Below are 18899 nucleotides of genomic sequence, written 5' to 3' on the forward strand. Positions count from 1 at the left end.
TTTTCTATATTATAATCCAATCTTAATTCCAAAGTTTAAACCAATTGGCATTGGAAAGTTACCATAATCAATACCTGATGCCCCGGAACCACCAACAGCTGCAGTATTGCCATTAACTACAGGATCAAGGCCTGTATAATTTGTGATTAAGAATAAATCCGTCCCTGTGGCAAAAACACTTGCGCTTTTGATAAAATTTTGCTTTTTAAATAAGGTTTGTGGTAACTTATAACTGAAGGTGACATCTCTTAGCCTTATCCAATTGATATCTTTTTCAATAAATAATTCCTCACTTGCATTAGAATAAAAAGAGTTTTGATAATAGGGCACAAATGCAATATTATTCACTGTTGGATTGGCTGTATTTTCTCTACCATCCTGCAATACGCCCGGAATGATTCTTGGGGTCAGTCTGTTTAATGTAGTATTGCTTAAACCAATCGTTGTTAGAAAGTGCTGGGTAGCATTTAATACATCGCCGCCTTTTCTGATATCAAGTAAGAAGGATAGCGACATGTTTTTATAGGTGAACGTATTTGTTAAGCCGATGGTAAAGTCTGGCTGCCTGTCATAACCACCTTCAACAAAAACGGTAGAACGCACCGGAATTCCGGTAGTTGGATTTATTAACAATTGCCCCTGGTTATTCCGAAGGTAAAATAGTCCCGTTAATGATCTTGTTGAATTTCCCGGGGTATTCCCGTTACGCACGTTCGCATATAGCCATGTATCAGAAACGTAAGATTCTGGTAATTCATTCGGAAGTGAAAGTACTTTTCCACGCGCAGATTCAAAGTTTGCCAAAACATCCCAATTAAAATTGCTGGTTTTTACTGGCGTTCCTCGTAATGTAAGTTCTATACCTTGATTTCTCGTTGATCCACCGTTAAGATTTAAGAGTATAAAGCCCGTGGCATAACTGCTTCTGATATCGTTTACGATCTGATCAGTTGTTTCTTTACGATACACCGTCACATCCAGGCCTAAACGGTTATTCAGAAATCCCAGCTCTGCTCCAAATTCATATGATTTTGCAAATTCGGGTTTAAGCCCCGGATTAGGACCTGTGAAGCCATAACCATAGCCCCCGTTAGAGGTTGTCTTATTTTCCAGGCTCGGAACATAAGCATATGGTCTTGCGTCTTTACCAACATTAGCATAAGCAGCTCTCAACTTTCCATAATAGAAAATATTTTTAAGCCCCTTAAAAGCCGGAACATCAGTAAAAACAAAACTACCCTGAACTGATGGGTACCAGAAGGAATAACGATCTATAGGAATAGTGGAAGTACGGTCATTTCTAACAGTTCCGGTCAGGAATAAATAATTTTTATAATCAAAAGTTGCCCTGGCAAAAAAGCTCACTAAACGACGTTGTGTAATTGTTGTTCTTACCAATTTAGTTCCCACATTATTTAAAGAGTTAAAATTAGGATCTAAGAAGCCTTCTCCATAACCCGCATCTACATTAGATTTCAGGTTTTGCAATGAATTGCCCAAAGTTGCATCAAAGGAAATATCGCCGGTTAGCTTTTGTTTATTTAAATTAATCAGGTTTTGAAGGTTGATATTCCTTGTTACGTCATTGGCTACATCTATCGTTCCGCCTCTGCTAAAGCCTGAAGCACTTTCCGGATGACGTACAATTAAGTTTTGGTTGGTATAAGAATCCATACCAATATTGGTTTTAATGTTCGCCCACGAAAATGGGGTTATGGTTAAGCCAAGGTTTGAAATAATCCTGCTGGTTTTAGAATTAATAATATTTTTATTCACATTGAAATAGGGATTATCAATTTCAGCATTGCCAGCAGATCCGTAAGCCAATAACCTTCTTGTGCCTGCCGGTGTAAGGTAGTTAGAAGCCTGATCAGTTTGCGGCCAGGCCAGCAGGCCAAGTAAAGGCCCGATACTCCCTTTTAAGGGTTGGTCATTTACCGCATAACTGTAATTCATAGATAAATCTGTCTTTAACCAGCTATTTACAGTGCCTTGTGATGCTCCTGTTAAGTTAATTCTCTGATAAGCGGAATTTGGCACCACACCTTCCTGATCTGTATATGCACTTGAAATCCGGTAATTCATTTTTTCAGAGCCACCCTCAAATGATAAATTATGCCTTTGCGTAAACCCAGTTTGAAAGAAATCCTTTACATTATCATAAAACTGCGTTCCTTCAGCGTAAGCCGGACCGAAATATTGATAGATATTATTTAATGTAGATACTGATCCAGGAGCGCCACTCCCACCTAATCCATATTCTTTCTGAATTTCAGGATAAGCTCTCGTTGTCTCCACCCTGAAACTATTACTATAATTGATTGCACCACTACCAGCCTTTGCCCTCTTTGTAGTAATGACAATTGCACCGTTAGCCGCATCAATTCCATAAAGCGCAGCAGCTTCAGGACCTTTTAAAACCACTAAACTTTCAATGTCTTCCGGATTGATATCTGCAGAACGATTAGTAAAATCAACCCCTCTGTTACTAAATGATGTGTTTGAACTTGCATCTGAAACAAAGGCTGAAGTACTTAACGTTTTGTTATCAATTGGTAAACCGTCAACAATCATTAATGGTTGATTATTCCCGCTGATAGAACTTACTCCGCGAATGGTTATGGAGGATGATGCCCCCGGAACACCTGAAGAGCTTGTTACCTCAACACCCGCAACACGTCCCTGTAAAGCATTGATAAAATTTTCGCGTTGCGTTTCGGCTATTACAGCACCTGAAACAGTTTGTTGGGATGTACCTAATTCGCGTTTTTTCACTGTATTACCCAAAGCAGTTACCACAACTTCATCAAGACCCTTAGCATCAGAAACTAAAGAAACATTGATGATTTTGTTTGTACCGACATTTCGTTCAACGGCCTTATATCCGATATAGGAAAATGCAAGAACATCGGTTTCCAACGCTTTAATCGTGTAATTCCCGTCGCCATTGGTTTGTGCAACGGTTGTGGTTCCTTTTACCCGGATGGAAACACCGGGGATTGGACCATCTGTAGAGGAGACTTTACCCGTGATGGTAATTTGTTGTGCAATGGCATGTGCCAGCAACAAAAAAGTACCCATAATGGTGAGTAGTAGTTTTTTTTTCATAAACTGCCTGGTTTGAAATGAAATGAGTTTAGTTTGATATAGTTGTTTGCCAATATTTTCAAACACGCATAATCACGCATATTTTTCCAATATTTAGCTAATATCATAAATGTTTTTCATTTAAAAAACAAATAGTCAAGATTTTAACATTCTAATCCCAATATATTATTGCAACAAACCGCAAAAACACGCAATACAAATAAATCTTATATTTACTTCCGTAAAAAATACCTCAGTATGCTTAAAAAAGAACGCCACGATTTTATTATGCGCCAGATCAACCTGCATAACCGTGTACTTACTTCCGATCTGGTTCAATTGCTTAACGTATCTGAAGATACCATCAGGCGAGACCTACAGGAACTTTCAGATGAAGGCTTGCTTTTTAAAGTTCATGGTGGCGCACTATCTAAATCTTACCATAGTTCTTTCGATGACAGTACGGTTTATGCCAGAGACAGTAAAATCATTATTGCTAAAAAAGCAACCGGGCTGATCACAGACGGAATGGTGGTTTTAACCGGCGGCGGCACCACCATTTTAGAGTTTGTAAAGCAGCTTCCGCAAAACATAGCGGCTACTTTTTTTACCATCAGCCCCCTGGTGGCGATAGAGTTGGCTAAATACGACAATATAGAAGTGATACTGATTGGTGGTTTATTTTCTAAAAATTCGCAGGTTACTTATGGCGGACAGGTGATTACCCAACTTGCTGAACTCAAAGCAGACTTATGCCTGATGGGTACGAGTGCCATTCATCCCGAAGAGGGACTGACAGACACTTACTGGGAAATTAACCAGCTTAAAAAAGCCATGCTGGCATCCTCAAAAAAGACTGCAGTATTGTGTATTTCAGAGAAACTGGACATTGCGCTGCGTTTAAGGGTATGCCCGATTGAAAGCATCAGCTACCTTATTACCGAACTGGATCAGGATCATGAGTCATTAACAAGATACCAGAACAGAGAAGTGCATATTTTATAGAAATGGAGCCCCGAAGATTCTGAGCCCCATTTGTGTTAAAAACCTGGATCTGCAGGTGTATTCGGATTGTTATCTCTTTCCTGGAAGGGATAAGGAAAAAAGTTACGCTTCCGGTTCGCGACTGGCTGGTTAAATCTCCTCATATCTTCAATTTTTAAGCCTGAAGCATATAATTCAATGGAACGGTGTTTATAAATTAAATCCATCAACTGCTGTTGTGTATAAGTTCCGCTCAGCGATGGCAATGCTGCCGTTACACCAAAAACATCTGTCGTTTTGGTAACGACTTTATTCAGTTCGGCCAAAGCATTTGACAAATCCGGCTGCCGGGCGTAGGCCTCTGCCTTAATTAATGTCATTTCTCCAGGCAGATAAATTGGAAAAGGCGTTGTTGTACTGGCTGCAAAGCCATTCATCCGGATGGTTGCCACCTGACTTCCAGCAAAAATAGTATAGAATGGGATTCTTTTATCTCCGGCATCAGGCACATCAGCACCTGTCAGACCCAAATTTACATTGGATGGCTGAAAAACATTATTCGAAGAAATAATGGTAAATAAAATATTTGGTGATGTGGCATCAAAGTTAAAAGAAGATGCTTTTGTTAAATCTACTTCATTTGCTTCCGATAAAGCCAGTGAATAATTACCGGAAAACAAGGCATATCTTGCCTTTAATGCATGCAAGGTATTTACGATATTGATATTGGGTACATTTGAATTAAAGCCGCTTGAAATTGGATTAGCGGTTATGGTGTTTAAAGCGTTATCTATTACAGCAATGGCTTTAGTGAAACCAGTTGCCCTTGTAATAAATGCGACATTTTTCCCTGTTCCATCGGGTATTTTTTCCCAGTATTGAGATAAATTGCCAATAGCAAGTGCCTTAAAAATGCTCGAGTAGGCAATCAGGCCGGATGCATATCCTTTATCACCAAGGTTGCCTGCATTGGTAATCACTAAATCAGCGTCATAAACAATCTTATTTGCGCTTGTCCACAGGTTAAATAAAATGGTATTCGTACCATCCACAGCTGCTCCGCCTGTACTTAACTGTAATTCAGGAATATTTCCAGAGTTCAGTAAGGAAAGTTCATTGGTAACAAAACCATTGGCGGCAACAGCATTAAACATCACCCCTGTTCTGTTTAAGCTATAAACCCTTTGCAAACCAATGGCCACAGCCGTCAGACCTTGCTGATTAGTGAGTGCTACAGCTGTTTTTGCCCTGGATGGATCCTGATACTCTTTGGTACAGGAAGCTAAACCCATTGCCCAAGTGAAAGCAAGGCAAGTGATATATTTTGAGGTAGTGAATTTTAAACTTTTCATAAATTTTTCCTTTGCCGATTAAAATTTAACTTGTAAACCTAAACTAAAGGTTCTTGGAATGGGAACCGATCCAAAATCGATATTTCTTAAAATAGTAGACTGACCGCCTGAGTTCACTTCAGGATCATATCCTTTGTAATGATCCCATGAAACCAGGTTTCTTCCGCTTAAAGTAATGGTCAGATCGCGCAGGTATTTAACTTTACCTACATTATAGCTTAAAGAAACTTCTCTTAACTTCACAAAAGATCCATCATCAATCCGCCATTCTTCCGTAGCGTACACACCGGCCACATAACCTCTCGGCAACTGGCCGAGTTGTTCCGCTTCTGCCACTTTACCACTTCCTACACCCTGGCGTGTTCTCCAGTCGGCATTCCAAACGTCACCCCCCTGAACAGCATCTAACTGCACATGAAGATTAAACTTTTTATAAGAGAAATCATTCACAAAGGAAGCCGTGTAATCAGGATTCGGGTTACCCAGCACTTTACGCAAGGTTGTTCCGGTAGGCAAACCATCGGTGCCACGCTGCGGTGTAAAGGTGGTTGCCGAATTCTGTATTCCACGCTCCAGCTGCGGAATTCCGGCAGCGTTGGTTAATAAGCTGCCATCCGGATTCCGGGCAAAGAAAGTTCCATAAAACACACCGATTGCTTCACCATCAATAATGGCCACGGGCGCACCAGGATTGGTTGAGAATAACCTTAAACCACCAACATTAAGTGCCTGGTTTCTGTTTCTATTAAAAACTACGGTGGTATTCCAGCTAAAATCTTTTGATTTTATTGGCGTTCCATTCAACACCAGTTCAATTCCCTTATTCCTCAGCGATCCGATGTTATCCAGAAAACTAGAAAATCCGGTAGATGGAGCGGTAACGCTGGCGATTAACAAATCACTTACCTTTTTATTGTACCAGTTAAACTGCAACCCAAGTCTGTTTTTAAAAAAAGATAAGTCGGTACCCAACTCCAGTTCACGCTGACGCTCTGGTTTAACATTTTCATTAGCCAAAGTCGCGCTCGAAAACAAGGATGCCCGACCTAAAAAAGACTGTGTTGAATAGGCATTGATCCTGTCGTAAGCACCAATACCTGTTAAATTACCCGATTCTCCATAGGCAGCCCGGATTTTAAAAGTATCCCACCAGGAGGAAACACCCAGATTTTTCCAGTAATCAGCTGATGACAACACATAACTTGCGTTGCCTTTGAAATAAGTTTGTGTCCGGTTATCGGCACCAAATACGGTAGATTGATCAACACGAACAGCTCCTGTTAAGAAAAAGTGATCCCTGTATTTAAAAGTCTGCTGTAAATATCCTCCTGTTACAGAAAGCTGTGTTCTGCCATCCACACTAGGCAGTTGGGTTGCCGCAGCATTAACCGTTTCAATTAAAGGAGCTAAACCCCTACCATTTACCAATTGATATCGCGTTTGCTCATACTGAAAGGAATATCCCAATTGAGTTGTTGAAGCAATTTTATCACTGATTTTAGCCTGATAAGTGGCATTGATATCATTGTTAAACTGAAAGGCATTATTACTCGCCGCACTGGCATAACCGTTTAGCGTACCATCCAGTGTTGCGCCGCCACCATAAAAATCGGGGTTTACGTTATAAGCAAACGGCGGAATATAAGTAGAACCATTTGAACCAGAGTTATCTACACCAACCAGGAAATTTAACGTTAGGTTTTTTACCGGATTAAGTTTCAGATTGGCACTTGAAATGATTCTGTTGGTTTCCTGGCGTTGCTTAATATCTTCAATTACGGAAACCGGATTTACCCGGCCACGCTCTCCAACCGCCAGCAGATTGCCATTGGCATCTCTTGCAAAAATATCATGGAAGTTACCAATAATGGTCACCGAATTCATCGGAGAAAAAAAAGAGTTACCGTCGGGTTTCTCCTTGGCCGCACTCCTGATGTAATTCATACCTACACTTAACGATGCCCAATCGGTGATCTTCTGATCTACGTTTGCCCGCAGGTTGTACCTTGAAAAATCGGTGTTTTTAATGATCCCCTGATTGGTGAAATAACTTGCTGAAGTATAAAACTTAGTATTATCTGTTCCTCCGCTGATAGAAACTGTATTGTCGGTGCCGTATCCGGTCTGGAAAATATAATCCTGATAATTATATCGGGTAACCGGGGTCGTGTTTGTTAATAAGGCTGCCGTAGTAGCCGGAGGCGTTACCACCGTTTGAATGACATCCTGTGTGAATGAATTTACTGAACCACCAAATTTAACCGGCGACTGGTTCACGTCAATCTGTTTCCGCAGTTCACTCATGGTTAGGCTGGTATTAAAAGTAACCTGCGCTTTCCCGCTTGCACCCCTTTTGGTGAAAATCTGAATTACGCCTGAGTTGGCTCTTGAACCATAAATTGCCGCAGCGGCAGCACCGTTTAAAACTTCAATCCGGTCAATATCCGCTGGATTAATATCGACCATTCTGTTTTGGCCTATGCTTCCCACTACGTTTCCGCCATCATAATTTGACGAAGTATTGGTCACTCTGGTAGTGGAGTTGTTCACGATTACACCATCAATAATATATAGCGGTTCTGAAGATGAGTTCACGGAACTAATTCCCCTTAACCTCACTGACATTCCACCAGCAGGGTCTCCCGAATTCTGACTGATTTGTGCACCTGCGGTCTTCCCTTGTAAAGAAGACAGTACATTGCCGCTCGGCGCTTTATTTAAGTCATCACCTTTTACCGTACTAACATAACTGCCCAGTTCCTTTCTGGTTGTTCCGGCAGAGGTACCGGTAACAATAACTTCATCCAAACCAACGGCATCTCCGCTTAATACGCCATTTAACTGGATGGTATTATTTTCACCAAGTGTGAGGGATTGTACAGCAGATTTATAACCTACAAAAGAGAAAGATAGCTGATAACTCCCTGGTGCCAGGTCTACGGAAAAAGTATAGGCTCCGCTCCCGTTTGTACTTGTGGCCAGGTTAGTATTTTGTATTTTAACCACCGCCCCGGGAATGGGGGTGTTATTGGCACCATCAGTTACTTTTCCACTAATGGTATACCGTTTGTTTTGCGCCCGTACCGGATCGGTACAATAGAGCAGGAGAAATGGAATCATCAAAATCATAAATAACTTCGATAACCATTGAAGGTAAATTTTTTCCATAAAATTAGGTTAGGGTCTGGATTTTAAACAAATTTAGTAAAATCACTTACAAAGCCAATTTTTATTCCTTGTAATCAGTCTTCCTGAAGAAATCAATTAAATCCAGCTATTGGGGTAAACTGATTTTACCCATGCACACGGAAGGAACTCCTTTTCTGTGGCCAAAATCAATAGGTTTACCACTAAGCGTTTCATTTGCCAGAACGGCAAACAATACGGCTTCCTTTGCATCTGGATTTATATTTAAATCGGCAGTGGTTCCAAAACTGAAATCAGGCAATTTATCACGTAATAAATTAACCAGCAATGGGTTATGCATCCCGCCACCGCTCATTAAAACCTTTGCCTTTACCTCCCTGACAAAACACTTTTGAATCGCATGAGCAATGGTTTCGGCAGAAAAGTGACAGAGTGTAGCCATTACATCTTCTTTTTTAAGATTTGCAGTTCCGGAGGCTTTTTGTGCATTCAGCAGATAATCCAGGTTAAACAACTCTGGTCCGGTGGTTTTAGGGAAAGTGGCCTCAAAAAATTCATTGTTCAGCAAGGCGGAAAGCAAATCCTGGTTTAAATTCCCCGATAAACTTATTGCAGCATGTTGATCATAAAACCGATTGAAATGCTGTTGCATAAACTGATCCATCAGGGTATTACCCGGCCCCACATCGGTAGAAAAAACTTCATCTGCCTGCAAGCTTCCCGGGAGGTAGGTGAAATTGGCAATGCCCCCGATATTCAGCATGATTCGGTCTTCTGCCTTTTTAGAAAAGATTAAATAATCGCCATATACCGCCAATGGAGCTCCCTCACCCCCTGCCGCCAGGTGTTTCTGCCTGAAATCAGATAAGGTAATAATCCCGGTTTTTACGGCAATATGATCACCATCACCAATCTGTAAGGTACCGTTTGGATAATCATTCATTTGATGCAATGATTTTGGTGCATGAAAAATGGTTTGTCCGTGACTGGCGATGAAATCGATCTCTTCATTTTGATAACCCCATTCCTTCAACGCATCATTAATCAACCCGGCATGGGTATCGGCAATCAACTCATTCATCAGGCAAACCAACTGCAGATCCACTTCCTTTTTAGAAAATACCGCCTTAACCTTTGCCCGGAAATCAGGTGTAAAATCTCCGGTTTTAAATTCCAACACCTCAATATCCGTATCCGCACCGCTTCCACTTACTTTACAAAGTGCAATATCCAAACCATCCATAGAGGTACCGCTCATTAAACCAATAATCAGTCTTTCGGCTTTATTTGCTTTCAGATAGAGGTTTTGAATTTGATTATTCATATTCAGGCTTGATTGTTAAAATTGATAGCGCTTAGTTTTTGTACATCGGGCATTTAATCAATAAAAGTAAATAACCTTTATTAAAAACTGCACATAACTCGCTATCTTTACTGCTCCGTACATTAAAAACCATATAAAAAAAATGGCTAGATTAAATCTACTGGAGGAGACACGTTTCGAGAAACTACCCGTAAGCGTGTTCGAAAATCCAAAAATTGCTTCAGTTAATGTGGCGCACCGAATCGCCAACCTCATTAAATCCAAACAAGCAAGCAACACACCTGCAGTACTGGGCTTAGCAACAGGTGTTACCCCAATTGCAGTTTATGCCGAACTGGTCAGACTGCATCAAGAAGAGGGTTTAAGTTTTAAAAATGTGATTACTTTTAACCTGGATGAGTACTATCCAATGGCGCCAACTGCAGCGCAGAGTTATGTTACGTTTATGAATGAGAATCTTTTCGATCACATCGATATCGACAAGAACAATGTTCATATTCCTGACGGTACCCTGGCACTGGAAGATATTCCGGCCTTTTGCCTGGATTATGAAAAGAAAATTGGTGATTTAGGCGGTTTGGATATCCAGATACTTGGAATTGGCCGTACTGGCCACATTGGATTTAACGAACCCGGATCGGCACCAAATTCAGGTACCCGATTGGTGACTTTGGATGATCTGACACGCAGAGATGCTGCACGTGATTTCGGTGGAAAAACCTTTGTACCCACCAAAGCCATTACCATGGGTATCGGCACCATTTTTAAAGCAAGGGAAATTATCCTGATGGCATGGAGCCGTAAAAAAGCATCCATCATTAAAAAAGCTGTAGAAGGAGAAATCTCTGGCGAGGTTCCGGCAACCTATCTGCAATTGTCGGATCATGTTGAGTTTATCCTGGATACCCCTGCGGCCTCAGAATTGACTCGTTTTGATACGCCATGGTTGGTTAAAGATTGCATCTGGACTGACGCATTGATCCGTAAAGCTGTAATCTGGTTGGCCAATACCTTAGGTAAACCGGTATTAAAGTTAACAGAAGATGATTACAACAATAATGGTATGGCGCAACTGGCTACTGAAAAGGGTCCGGTTTACAACATCAACATTCATATTTTCAATAAATTACAACATACCATTACCGGCTGGCCAGGCGGAAAGCCTAATGCTGATGATTCTCAACGTCCGGAAAGAGCTGAACCAGCGAAAAAACGGGTGATTATATTTTCTCCGCATCCTGATGATGACGTAATTTCGATGGGTGGTACCTTCATCCGGTTAGTTGATCAGCAACATGATGTGCATGTAGCTTATCAAACTTCTGGAAATACCGCCGTTTGGGATGATGATGCCTTGCGTTTTGTAGAATTTAATGTAGATTTTACAGAGAAAATGGGCATGGATAACACTCACCTGAAAGATCTTTACCATAAAATGAGGACTTTCATTGAGGCTAAACAACCCAACCAGGTAGATACTCCTGAAATTCAAACCGTTAAAGGATTAATTAGAAAAGGTGAAGCCATTGCCGGTGCGCGTTATTGTGGTTTGGAAGATGATCACATTCATTTCCAGGCACTTCCTTTTTATGAAAGCGGAAAGAACCAGAAAAATCCGGTTACCGACGCAGATATTGATTTAACCATTCAACTTTTACAAAAGGTAAAACCACAGCAGGTTTTTGCTGCCGGTGATTTTGAAGATCCGCATGGAACGCACATTGTTTGCTTCAATATTATTCTTGCGGCTTTAACCCGCCTTCGTGAAACGGAAGAATGGGCTAAAGATTGCTGGTTATGGATGTATCGTGGTGCATGGCATGAATTTGAAACCCATGAAATTGAAATGGCTGTACCCATTTCTCCTCAGGAATTGGAGCGCAAAAGGAATGCGATCTTTAAGCACCAGAGTCAGAAAGACCGGGCTGTTTTTCCGGGCGACGATTCAAGGGAATTCTGGCAACGTGCAGAAGACCGCAACCGTGAAACGGCTAAAGCCTATGATGAACTCGGCCTGGCTGAATATGAAGCCATGGAAGCTTTCGTCAGGTGGAAGTTTCAGGACTAAATAAATTAAGATTTAAGAGGCTGTCTCATAAATACAAAATGTCTTCCTGAGGCTGTCGAAGGACTTTTAAAAAAGCCGTTCAGCGCGTTTCTACAAGTTCAACGTGACAAGATTCAAAGATAAATTGATTTATGACACAGCCCCTTTTTGTTTATTAAACTAAATTGAAAAGAAGTTCTTCCAAACCCACATCCCGCCCATACTTCGCAAGTTGGCACTAACGGTAAATTTCATCATTACCCGCATAGTCCAGCCATTTAAAACCTGCAACATTTTGGGAAGCTTCGCCGGAAGAGGTAGCATAGAGGGCAAATAGAGATCCTACAAATCCGCCTGCCACTTTAGTACTCAGATACTTCCCGTCAACATCACCCAATAGCAGTTTCCATTTATTAGGTTGTGTAGCATATTGAAAATTACATTTATCGCCATTTGTTTCAATCTGCAGGTATACTTTATTATTTCCACTGATTTCAACCTGTTTAATTAGCGTTGCCTTTTTTTGATCCTGGTCGCCTTTTAAAACCTGCAATACTGATTTGCCATCTACAACTGATCGGCATAAATAGTAAAAATGATATTCATTCTGAAAAATCATTATCCCGGCTTTTTCGTTAGCTGTTTTGGCTTTAAATACCATCTCCGTACTGGCTTTGGCTTTGATGTGTTGCAATCGTTTACCAATAAAGGCAGGATTAGCTTTTCCCATACAGGTTTCGGGCAGTAGATTCATCGTTAAACCATCAGTTTTACTAAGCTTAAACCAGCTTGTATCTAAAGTTCTTAGAAAAAGTAAGGCAGGATCAAGCTTGTCTTTAAATTCTATTCTGTAAGAGAAATTGCCACTTTGAGGTCTTGCGTCTTTTTGCTTGACTTCTTTGAAGCCAGCCGAATAACTATATTTTATTTCCTTGTTATCCGGATTAATGACAGGCCATCCGTTTTCCCATTTTACAGGTGCAATAAAAGTTTCCCGCCCGGTATTGTAATAATCGCCCTCATATGGCCGGACCGCTAAGAAAACAGCATAGGTATTTCCATCCGGACCTTCTACAAGTTCTGCATGACCAGCCGAAGTAACAGGATTTTTCCTGTTCGGATCTAAGTTCCGCTGTGTTAAAATCGGATTATTTTCATAAGGCAGATATGGCCCCGATACGGATCTACCTCTTAATACCACTTGTGAATGATTTACTGATGTTCCTCCCTCCGCAGCACAGAGGTAATACCATTCTCCTCTTTTAAAAATATGTGGTCCTTCAATCCAAACCGGTTTTTTACTGATATCAACACCGCCATTAACCAGTTGTATTTCTTCACCCCGAACGCTTAAGGTTTCAGGATCAAATTCATACATCCTGATTGTTCTGTGGCCACTGTACAAAGGTTTATTATCCGGCGCATCACTGTTGTAAATAATATAAGCTTTATCACGATCGAAAAATAAAGATGGATCGATTCCCTTCACCTGAGGCAGCCAAACAGGATCGCTCCATGGCCCCGCAGGGTTTTTAGCCGTGACCACAAAATTACCCTTTCCATCTATCAAAGTGCAGGTAACGTAAAATAATCCATTATGATAATGAATTGCTGGCGCGAATAATCCCCTGGAAACACGATTGTCCATAAAATTCATCTGACCAGGGCGATCGATTACATTTCCAATCTGCTTCCAGTTTTTTAAATCCTGACTATGAAACACAGGAATACCTGGAAAATACGAGAAAGTTGAGTTGACCAGATAGTAATCTGATCCAACTCTAGTTACACTGGGATCGGGATAAAAACCTGATAATATGGGGTTGTTAAACTTAATTTGTGCAACGCCCCGGAACGTTATGCCTATTAAAAAAAGGAAAATCAGCTTTCTCATATTTATTTATACCTGGTTAAATTGTTGAAGATATACATAATGGCATGAAAATGCAACCGATTGCAATATGATTTTTTTTCTTATTTTGCCTCTACAATTTATGGCATGTTAAAAGTACGGTATAAGGTGCTTTTTACATAAATTCACAGTTGTAACCAATATTTTAATTTTACCTGTTAAATAAAGCACAAAAATTTTTACTGAACAAGCAGCAATACCAATTATATTAAACCAAAATCAAAACGATAGAAATGAAAATGATTGAAACCATGCGTTGGTATGGACCAGATGACATTGTAAGTTTAACAGACATTAAACAGGCGGGCTGCAGTGGTGTGGTTACGGCACTACACCACATTCCGGTAGGTGAAATCTGGACTGTTGAAGAAATTCAGAAAAGAAAGGCTGAAATTGAAGAGACCGGTATGACCTGGAGTGTTGTGGAGAGCTTACCGGTACATGAAGACATTAAAAAAAGAGCCGGGAAGTACCAAACCTGGATCAACAATTATAAAATAAGCCTGGAGAACCTTTCCTCCTGCGGCATCAGGGTGATTACCTATAATTTTATGCCGGTATTGGACTGGATGCGCACCAACCTCAGGTACGAAACTGAAACCGGGGCCCTGGCTTTACGATTTGAAAAATCAGCATTCATCGCTTTCGATTTATTTTTACTGAAAAGGCCAAATGCAACTGCAGATTATACTGAAGATGAAATAAAAAAGGCTACTCATTATTTCGACAAATTAACCGATACACAAAAAAATGAACTCACTGCAAATTGTTTGCAGGGCTTACCAGGCAGCAAGGATCATTTCACACCTGAACAAGTTTTAGCATTATTAGATGGCTTTAAAGGAATTACCTCCGATATCTTAAAACAAAACCTGGTTCAGTTTCTGAAAGAGATTACGCCGGTTGCAGACGAACACGGTATGCAAATGGCCATCCACCCGGATGATCCTCCTTATCCCATTTTAGGTTTACCCAGAATTATGAGTACAGAAAAAGATGCACAATACCTGATCGACCAGGTACCGGCTAAATCAAATGGGCTTTGTTTCTGCAGTGGTTCATTTGGTGCAAGACCAGATAATGATCTCCCGGGGATGATCAAAAGATTAGGTTCAAGAATCCATTTTCTCCATTTAAGAAGTACAAAAAGGGATGAAGACGGTAATTTTTATGAAGCCAATCACCTGGAGGGCGATGCCGATATGTTTACAGTCGTTCGTGAAGCAGTAAAACTGATGCATGCTGAAAACAGAACAATACCAATGCGTCCGGATCATGGACACCAGATGCTTGATGACCTTAGCAAACAACCTTATCCAGGATATTCTGCCATAGGTAGGCTCAAAGGCCTGGCCGAAATCAGAGGCCTTGAAATGGGCATCAGCAAAAGCTTATTCAATTAAGCATCAGGAAGGCAATTTAGTACTAGATTGCCTTTCTACCACCGTTGGATTTAACACAATATGCGCTGTATTTTCATAAGGATTTTCCTGATGAATCATCTTTAGAAACATTTTTGCACATTCCTGTCCCATTTGCGAGGCATGCTGATCAATGGTAGATAAGTTTGGCGTGATATAGGCCGAAAATGCTTCATTCGCAAAACCAATCACCCCGATTTCAGGCGGTGTCTGATCAATCTCCTTCAGTTTTTTAATTACACCCAATGCCGTAAAATCATCTCCGGCAACAATGGCATCCGGTCTATTTTCAAACCGCATTAATTTTCCGGCACCAAACCTGCCGTCTTTAATGGATAATCCGCCAAAATGAATATACTCTTCCAAAACAGGCAGATGATTGTCCTGTAATGCCGCTTTATACCCCTTCAGCCTGTCGTTAAAAATTTTAATCTGATGAATAGTGGTTATGAAAGCAATGTTCCGGTATCCCTGATCAATTAAATGCTGGGTGGCCATATAACCCGCCCTAAAATCATCAAGGGTAATAGTAGGCACATTCAAATCTTCGTTTACACGGTCGAAAAGAATCAGGGGCTTGTTTTGTTTTACAATTTCCTTAAAGTGAGATACATCACTCGTTTCCAGAGACAATGAAGCCATAATGCCATCTACCTGAGCCTCAAGCAATGTTTTTACGCCATTAATTTCATTTTCAATCGATTCATTTGATTGATAAATGATTACCCGGTAACCACTGTCTTTTAAGCCGTCCTCAATACAGTGGATAATGGAGGCAAAAAAATGAGCCTGCACACTAGGCACAATGACACCAATAATATGTGTTTTGCCTGATTTTAGTGCCGAAGCCAGCTTATTAGGACTATAATTCAGCTTTTCTGCCGTTTCAATTACGGCCTTACGGGTGGCTTCACTTATTGCCGGAAAACCACTTAAAGCCCTCGAAACCGTAGAAACAGTAATGTTTAAAGCTTTGGCAATATCGTATATAGTTGTTTTCTTACTCAATTTTTAATGTAATGAGGGCTACCAATTTATCATATTCTATTTTTCAACCGATTGTTCCGCCAATTTAACAATTAAACCTTAATGATGATATTCTTTTTATACATGAAATACAGGAGTACATAGAAACCAAGCACATAACTTATGGCCCAGGCCAATGATGCATTAACAGGCGAAAAGAAAGGCGTATAAAACGTAGCATACATCTTTTCAAGTAATGGTGATTGAGTACCGTCAGCATTTGGCAGTTTAATAAAATTTAACATACGTGGCATCAGGCCTGCCAGAAAAAAGACAGTAATGGCATTTACGCCGTAAACAACAAAAGGCTGTGTAATTCTTTTATAACCCTGAACATCAATCAGCCAGTAACAAAGTGCAAATCCGATAGATGCTAAACCACCGGCATACAATACATATGAACTGGTCCACAAGGCTTTGTTAATGGGAAACTGTAAATCCCACAGTAACCCTAAAATAACCGCAGCTATACCTGCAGTGAATAACCAGGCTACCTTTGTAGGTTGATCCGTATCTTTTCCACGCATCCATACCCCTGCCAGAATGCCAAACAAACAGGTACCTATAGCCGGTAATGTACTTAATATACCTTCAGGATCCCAGGTTTTTGATGATGACCAGGTATGCGCTTCGGTTAAAATCCCTCTATCAATCCATGCAGCCAGGTTGGTTTCTTTCTCAAGATTTGCATAGCCTATGCCAGGCACGGGCACAAAAGTCATGAGTGCCCAGTAAATGGCTAAAATGGAAATTAATAATTTGAATATGCCCCGGGTGGAAACTTTTAGAAAAATGATGCTACTTACGACAAATACAATCCCAATGCGCTGTAAAACACCCAGCAGCCTGACGGTTTGAAAAGCTTCTAAAAGACTTTTACCATCAGTCATAACGGCCATCATTTTGCCGAATATGGCCAAGAAAAATCCAAGCAGATAGAGAATAACACCTCTTTTGATTGCCTTATTGATGGTTTTGTAGTGTGTGCTTGGATCTGCCTTACTACTGCTCATCGCAAATGCAATGGAGACACCAACAATCCAGAGAAAAAAAGGAAAAATTAAATCTGTTGGTGTACAACCATTCCATTCTGCATGTTCTAAAGGTGCATAAATGTGGCCCCAGCTACCCGGATTATTCACTAAAATCATCGCGGCAACAGTTAATCCCCTGAAGAAATCAAGTGATAGCAGGCGTTGTTTAGGCTTGGTCATGAATTAGAATTAGGTTTAGCAAACTAATTTAATACTTTGCTTTTACATCGCGAAATAAATGATCACGTTCTACGCGGCTTAATGCGAGATTATGTAATGGCAAATTACGTGGTTTAAAAAATTAACCAACCTCTTTCTAAACTGGTAAAGCCTATTGGGTAAACCTTAAGACTTCGCAAGCCGAAAATTCAACTTACGAAGCTTAAAGTGATAGCGCACAATTTTAAAAATCATCAGCCTTTTTGTGCTAAAACCAATCAGGTTAATGCTGAATTATTTTTTCATCGGCTCTATTAAGGCTATGGTTCCATCCGGGTTATGCGTAAGTGCTGTCACCTTTATATTTCTGAGATGCGTTTTATTTGAAAGCTGGGTGTCATGGTAAAAGATATACCATTTCCCTTTCACTTCAACAATAGAATGATGTGTTGTCCATCCCTGAACCGGATTCATAAAAGTACCCTGATACTTAAATGGCCCGAAAGGACTATCGCCAATGGCCGAAGCTAAAAAGTGTGTATCACCGGTAGAATATGTAAAATAATATTTTCCATTATACTTGTGCATCCATGCGCCCTCAAAGAAACGCCTGTCATGGTCTTTGGTGAGCAATGGTTTACCATTTTGATCGAGTATCACTACATCTTTCACCGCACCATCAAAAGTTAACATATCTTTACTCAGCTTTGCTATTTTCGCCGTTAATGCAGGCTCGTTTTCCTTTTGAGAATCGGTCTTTGAACCATTTGCATCGTATTTGCTATTGTTCCAGCGTTGTAGCTGACCACCCCAGATACCTCCGAAGTACATATAACTTGAACCATCTGTATCAGTAAATACGGCAGGATCAATACTGAAACTTCCTTCTATTGGTTTTGGTTCTGCCTTAAACGGACCTGCCGGATCTTTAGCCGTGGCCACCCCTATACGGAACACATCCTGTTTATCTTTTACCGGAAAATACAGGTAGTAAGTACCGTCTTTAAAGGCTGCATCAGGTGCCCAGAGCTGGCGGCCTGCCCATGGAATATCCTTTATACTTAAACCTACGCCATGATCTGTTACCTTTCCATTTATGCTGTCCATACTCAGGATATGGTAATCATTCATGGCAAAATGATCGCCATTATCGTTTTCAGGTACTCCGGCATCGATATCATGCGATGGATAAATGTATATTTTCCCATTAAAAACATGTGCCGAAGGATCTGCCGTGTAAATTTCACTGATTAAAGGCTGCGAAAGATACTTGGATTTTTTACTGGTATCAGCTGTTTCTGAAGTGTTTTTCTTTGCATTTTGCTGGCAGGAACTGGTTACTGCAAGTGCCATAACTAAGGCCAGTCCAGATAATTTTTTAATGTTTCTCATCATTTTAAGATTTA

The 18899-nt window shown here is 40.6% G+C and carries 11 protein-coding genes; 3 read left to right on the forward strand and 8 right to left on the reverse strand.

Annotated features, from left to right (window positions below):
* Positions 1-9: 9 nt before the first annotated feature.
* Positions 10-3108 carry a SusC/RagA family TonB-linked outer membrane protein gene (locus tag OQ267_RS01675; RefSeq protein WP_088299957.1) on the reverse strand — a complete coding sequence of 1033 codons (3099 nt, stop codon included), beginning with the start codon at positions 3106-3108 and terminating at the stop codon, positions 10-12.
* Between the two features lie 237 nt (positions 3109-3345).
* On the opposite strand from OQ267_RS01675, the gene OQ267_RS01680 reads away from it, so the two are divergent.
* The gene (locus tag OQ267_RS01680) at positions 3346-4092 is read left to right on the forward strand and encodes a DeoR/GlpR family DNA-binding transcription regulator (protein ID WP_265834658.1); all 747 of its coding nucleotides are present in this window, start codon (positions 3346-3348) and stop codon (positions 4090-4092) included.
* 35 nt (positions 4093-4127) lie between these two features.
* Here the strand turns inward: OQ267_RS01680 and OQ267_RS01685 are convergent, their stop codons facing one another.
* The 3 genes from OQ267_RS01685 to OQ267_RS01695 all read right to left on the reverse strand — a co-directional run bounded on the left by OQ267_RS01685 (position 4128) and on the right by OQ267_RS01695 (position 9894).
* Positions 4128-5423 carry a RagB/SusD family nutrient uptake outer membrane protein gene (locus OQ267_RS01685; RefSeq protein WP_265834660.1) on the reverse strand — a complete coding sequence of 432 codons (1296 nt, stop codon included), beginning with the start codon at positions 5421-5423 and terminating at the stop codon, positions 4128-4130.
* Positions 5424-5441: 18 nt separating this feature from the next.
* The gene (locus OQ267_RS01690) at positions 5442-8591 is read right to left on the reverse strand and encodes a SusC/RagA family TonB-linked outer membrane protein (protein ID WP_265834662.1); all 3150 of its coding nucleotides are present in this window, start codon (positions 8589-8591) and stop codon (positions 5442-5444) included.
* Positions 8592-8697: 106 nt separating this feature from the next.
* Positions 8698-9894: an anhydro-N-acetylmuramic acid kinase gene (locus OQ267_RS01695; protein ID WP_265834663.1), complete on the reverse strand. Its 1197-nt coding sequence runs from the start codon at positions 9892-9894 to the stop codon at positions 8698-8700.
* A gap of 142 nt (positions 9895-10036) precedes the next feature.
* Here OQ267_RS01695 and nagB point away from each other — a divergent pair, with 142 nt between their 5' ends.
* The gene (gene nagB / locus OQ267_RS01700; protein ID WP_088299836.1) at positions 10037-11962 is read left to right on the forward strand and encodes a glucosamine-6-phosphate deaminase; all 1926 of its coding nucleotides are present in this window, start codon (positions 10037-10039) and stop codon (positions 11960-11962) included.
* 217 nt (positions 11963-12179) lie between these two features.
* On the opposite strand, the gene OQ267_RS01705 is transcribed toward nagB, so the two are convergent.
* Entirely contained in the window at positions 12180-13835 is a 1656-nt protein-coding gene (locus OQ267_RS01705; RefSeq protein WP_265834664.1) for a glycoside hydrolase family 43 protein, read from the reverse strand.
* 251 nt (positions 13836-14086) lie between these two features.
* On the opposite strand from OQ267_RS01705, the gene uxuA reads away from it, so the two are divergent.
* Positions 14087-15256: a mannonate dehydratase gene (gene uxuA / locus OQ267_RS01710; RefSeq protein WP_088299838.1), complete on the forward strand. Its 1170-nt coding sequence runs from the start codon at positions 14087-14089 to the stop codon at positions 15254-15256.
* Between the two features lie 3 nt (positions 15257-15259).
* Here the strand turns inward: uxuA and OQ267_RS01715 are convergent, their stop codons facing one another.
* The 3 genes from OQ267_RS01715 to OQ267_RS01725 form a co-directional block, all read right to left on the reverse strand.
* Complete coding sequence (locus OQ267_RS01715; protein WP_265834665.1) at positions 15260-16282, reverse strand: LacI family DNA-binding transcriptional regulator; 1023 nt, start codon at positions 16280-16282, stop codon at positions 15260-15262.
* A gap of 71 nt (positions 16283-16353) precedes the next feature.
* Positions 16354-17514 (reverse strand): acyltransferase family protein, encoded by a 1161-nt coding sequence (locus OQ267_RS01720; protein WP_265834666.1) that lies wholly within the window; start codon positions 17512-17514, stop codon positions 16354-16356.
* Between the two features lie 273 nt (positions 17515-17787).
* Positions 17788-18888 (reverse strand): glycoside hydrolase family 43 protein, encoded by a 1101-nt coding sequence (locus OQ267_RS01725; RefSeq protein ID WP_322974708.1) that lies wholly within the window; start codon positions 18886-18888, stop codon positions 17788-17790.
* Positions 18889-18899: the final 11 nt, after the last annotated feature.

The sequence above is a fragment of the Pedobacter sp. MR22-3 genome, from assembly GCF_026240075.1.
Lineage (GTDB): Bacteria > Bacteroidota > Bacteroidia > Sphingobacteriales > Sphingobacteriaceae > Pedobacter.

What these genes read in the sequence shown, in the direction of transcription:
- OQ267_RS01675 (WP_088299957.1), bottom strand. Translation starts at nt 3,108, where the DNA reads ATGAAAAAAAAACTACTACTCACCATTATGGGTACTTTTTTGTTGCTG.
- OQ267_RS01680 (WP_265834658.1), top strand. Translation starts at nt 3,346, where the DNA reads ATGCTTAAAAAAGAACGCCACGATTTTATTATGCGCCAGATCAACCTG.
- OQ267_RS01685 (WP_265834660.1), bottom strand. Translation starts at nt 5,423, where the DNA reads ATGAAAAGTTTAAAATTCACTACCTCAAAATATATCACTTGCCTTGCT.
- OQ267_RS01690 (WP_265834662.1), bottom strand. Translation starts at nt 8,591, where the DNA reads ATGGAAAAAATTTACCTTCAATGGTTATCGAAGTTATTTATGATTTTG.
- OQ267_RS01695 (WP_265834663.1), bottom strand. Translation starts at nt 9,894, where the DNA reads ATGAATAATCAAATTCAAAACCTCTATCTGAAAGCAAATAAAGCCGAA.
- nagB (WP_088299836.1), top strand. Translation starts at nt 10,037, where the DNA reads ATGGCTAGATTAAATCTACTGGAGGAGACACGTTTCGAGAAACTACCC.
- OQ267_RS01705 (WP_265834664.1), bottom strand. Translation starts at nt 13,835, where the DNA reads ATGAGAAAGCTGATTTTCCTTTTTTTAATAGGCATAACGTTCCGGGGC.
- uxuA (WP_088299838.1), top strand. Translation starts at nt 14,087, where the DNA reads ATGAAAATGATTGAAACCATGCGTTGGTATGGACCAGATGACATTGTA.
- OQ267_RS01720 (WP_265834666.1), bottom strand. Translation starts at nt 17,514, where the DNA reads ATGACCAAGCCTAAACAACGCCTGCTATCACTTGATTTCTTCAGGGGA.
- OQ267_RS01725 (WP_322974708.1), bottom strand. Translation starts at nt 18,888, where the DNA reads ATGATGAGAAACATTAAAAAATTATCTGGACTGGCCTTAGTTATGGCA.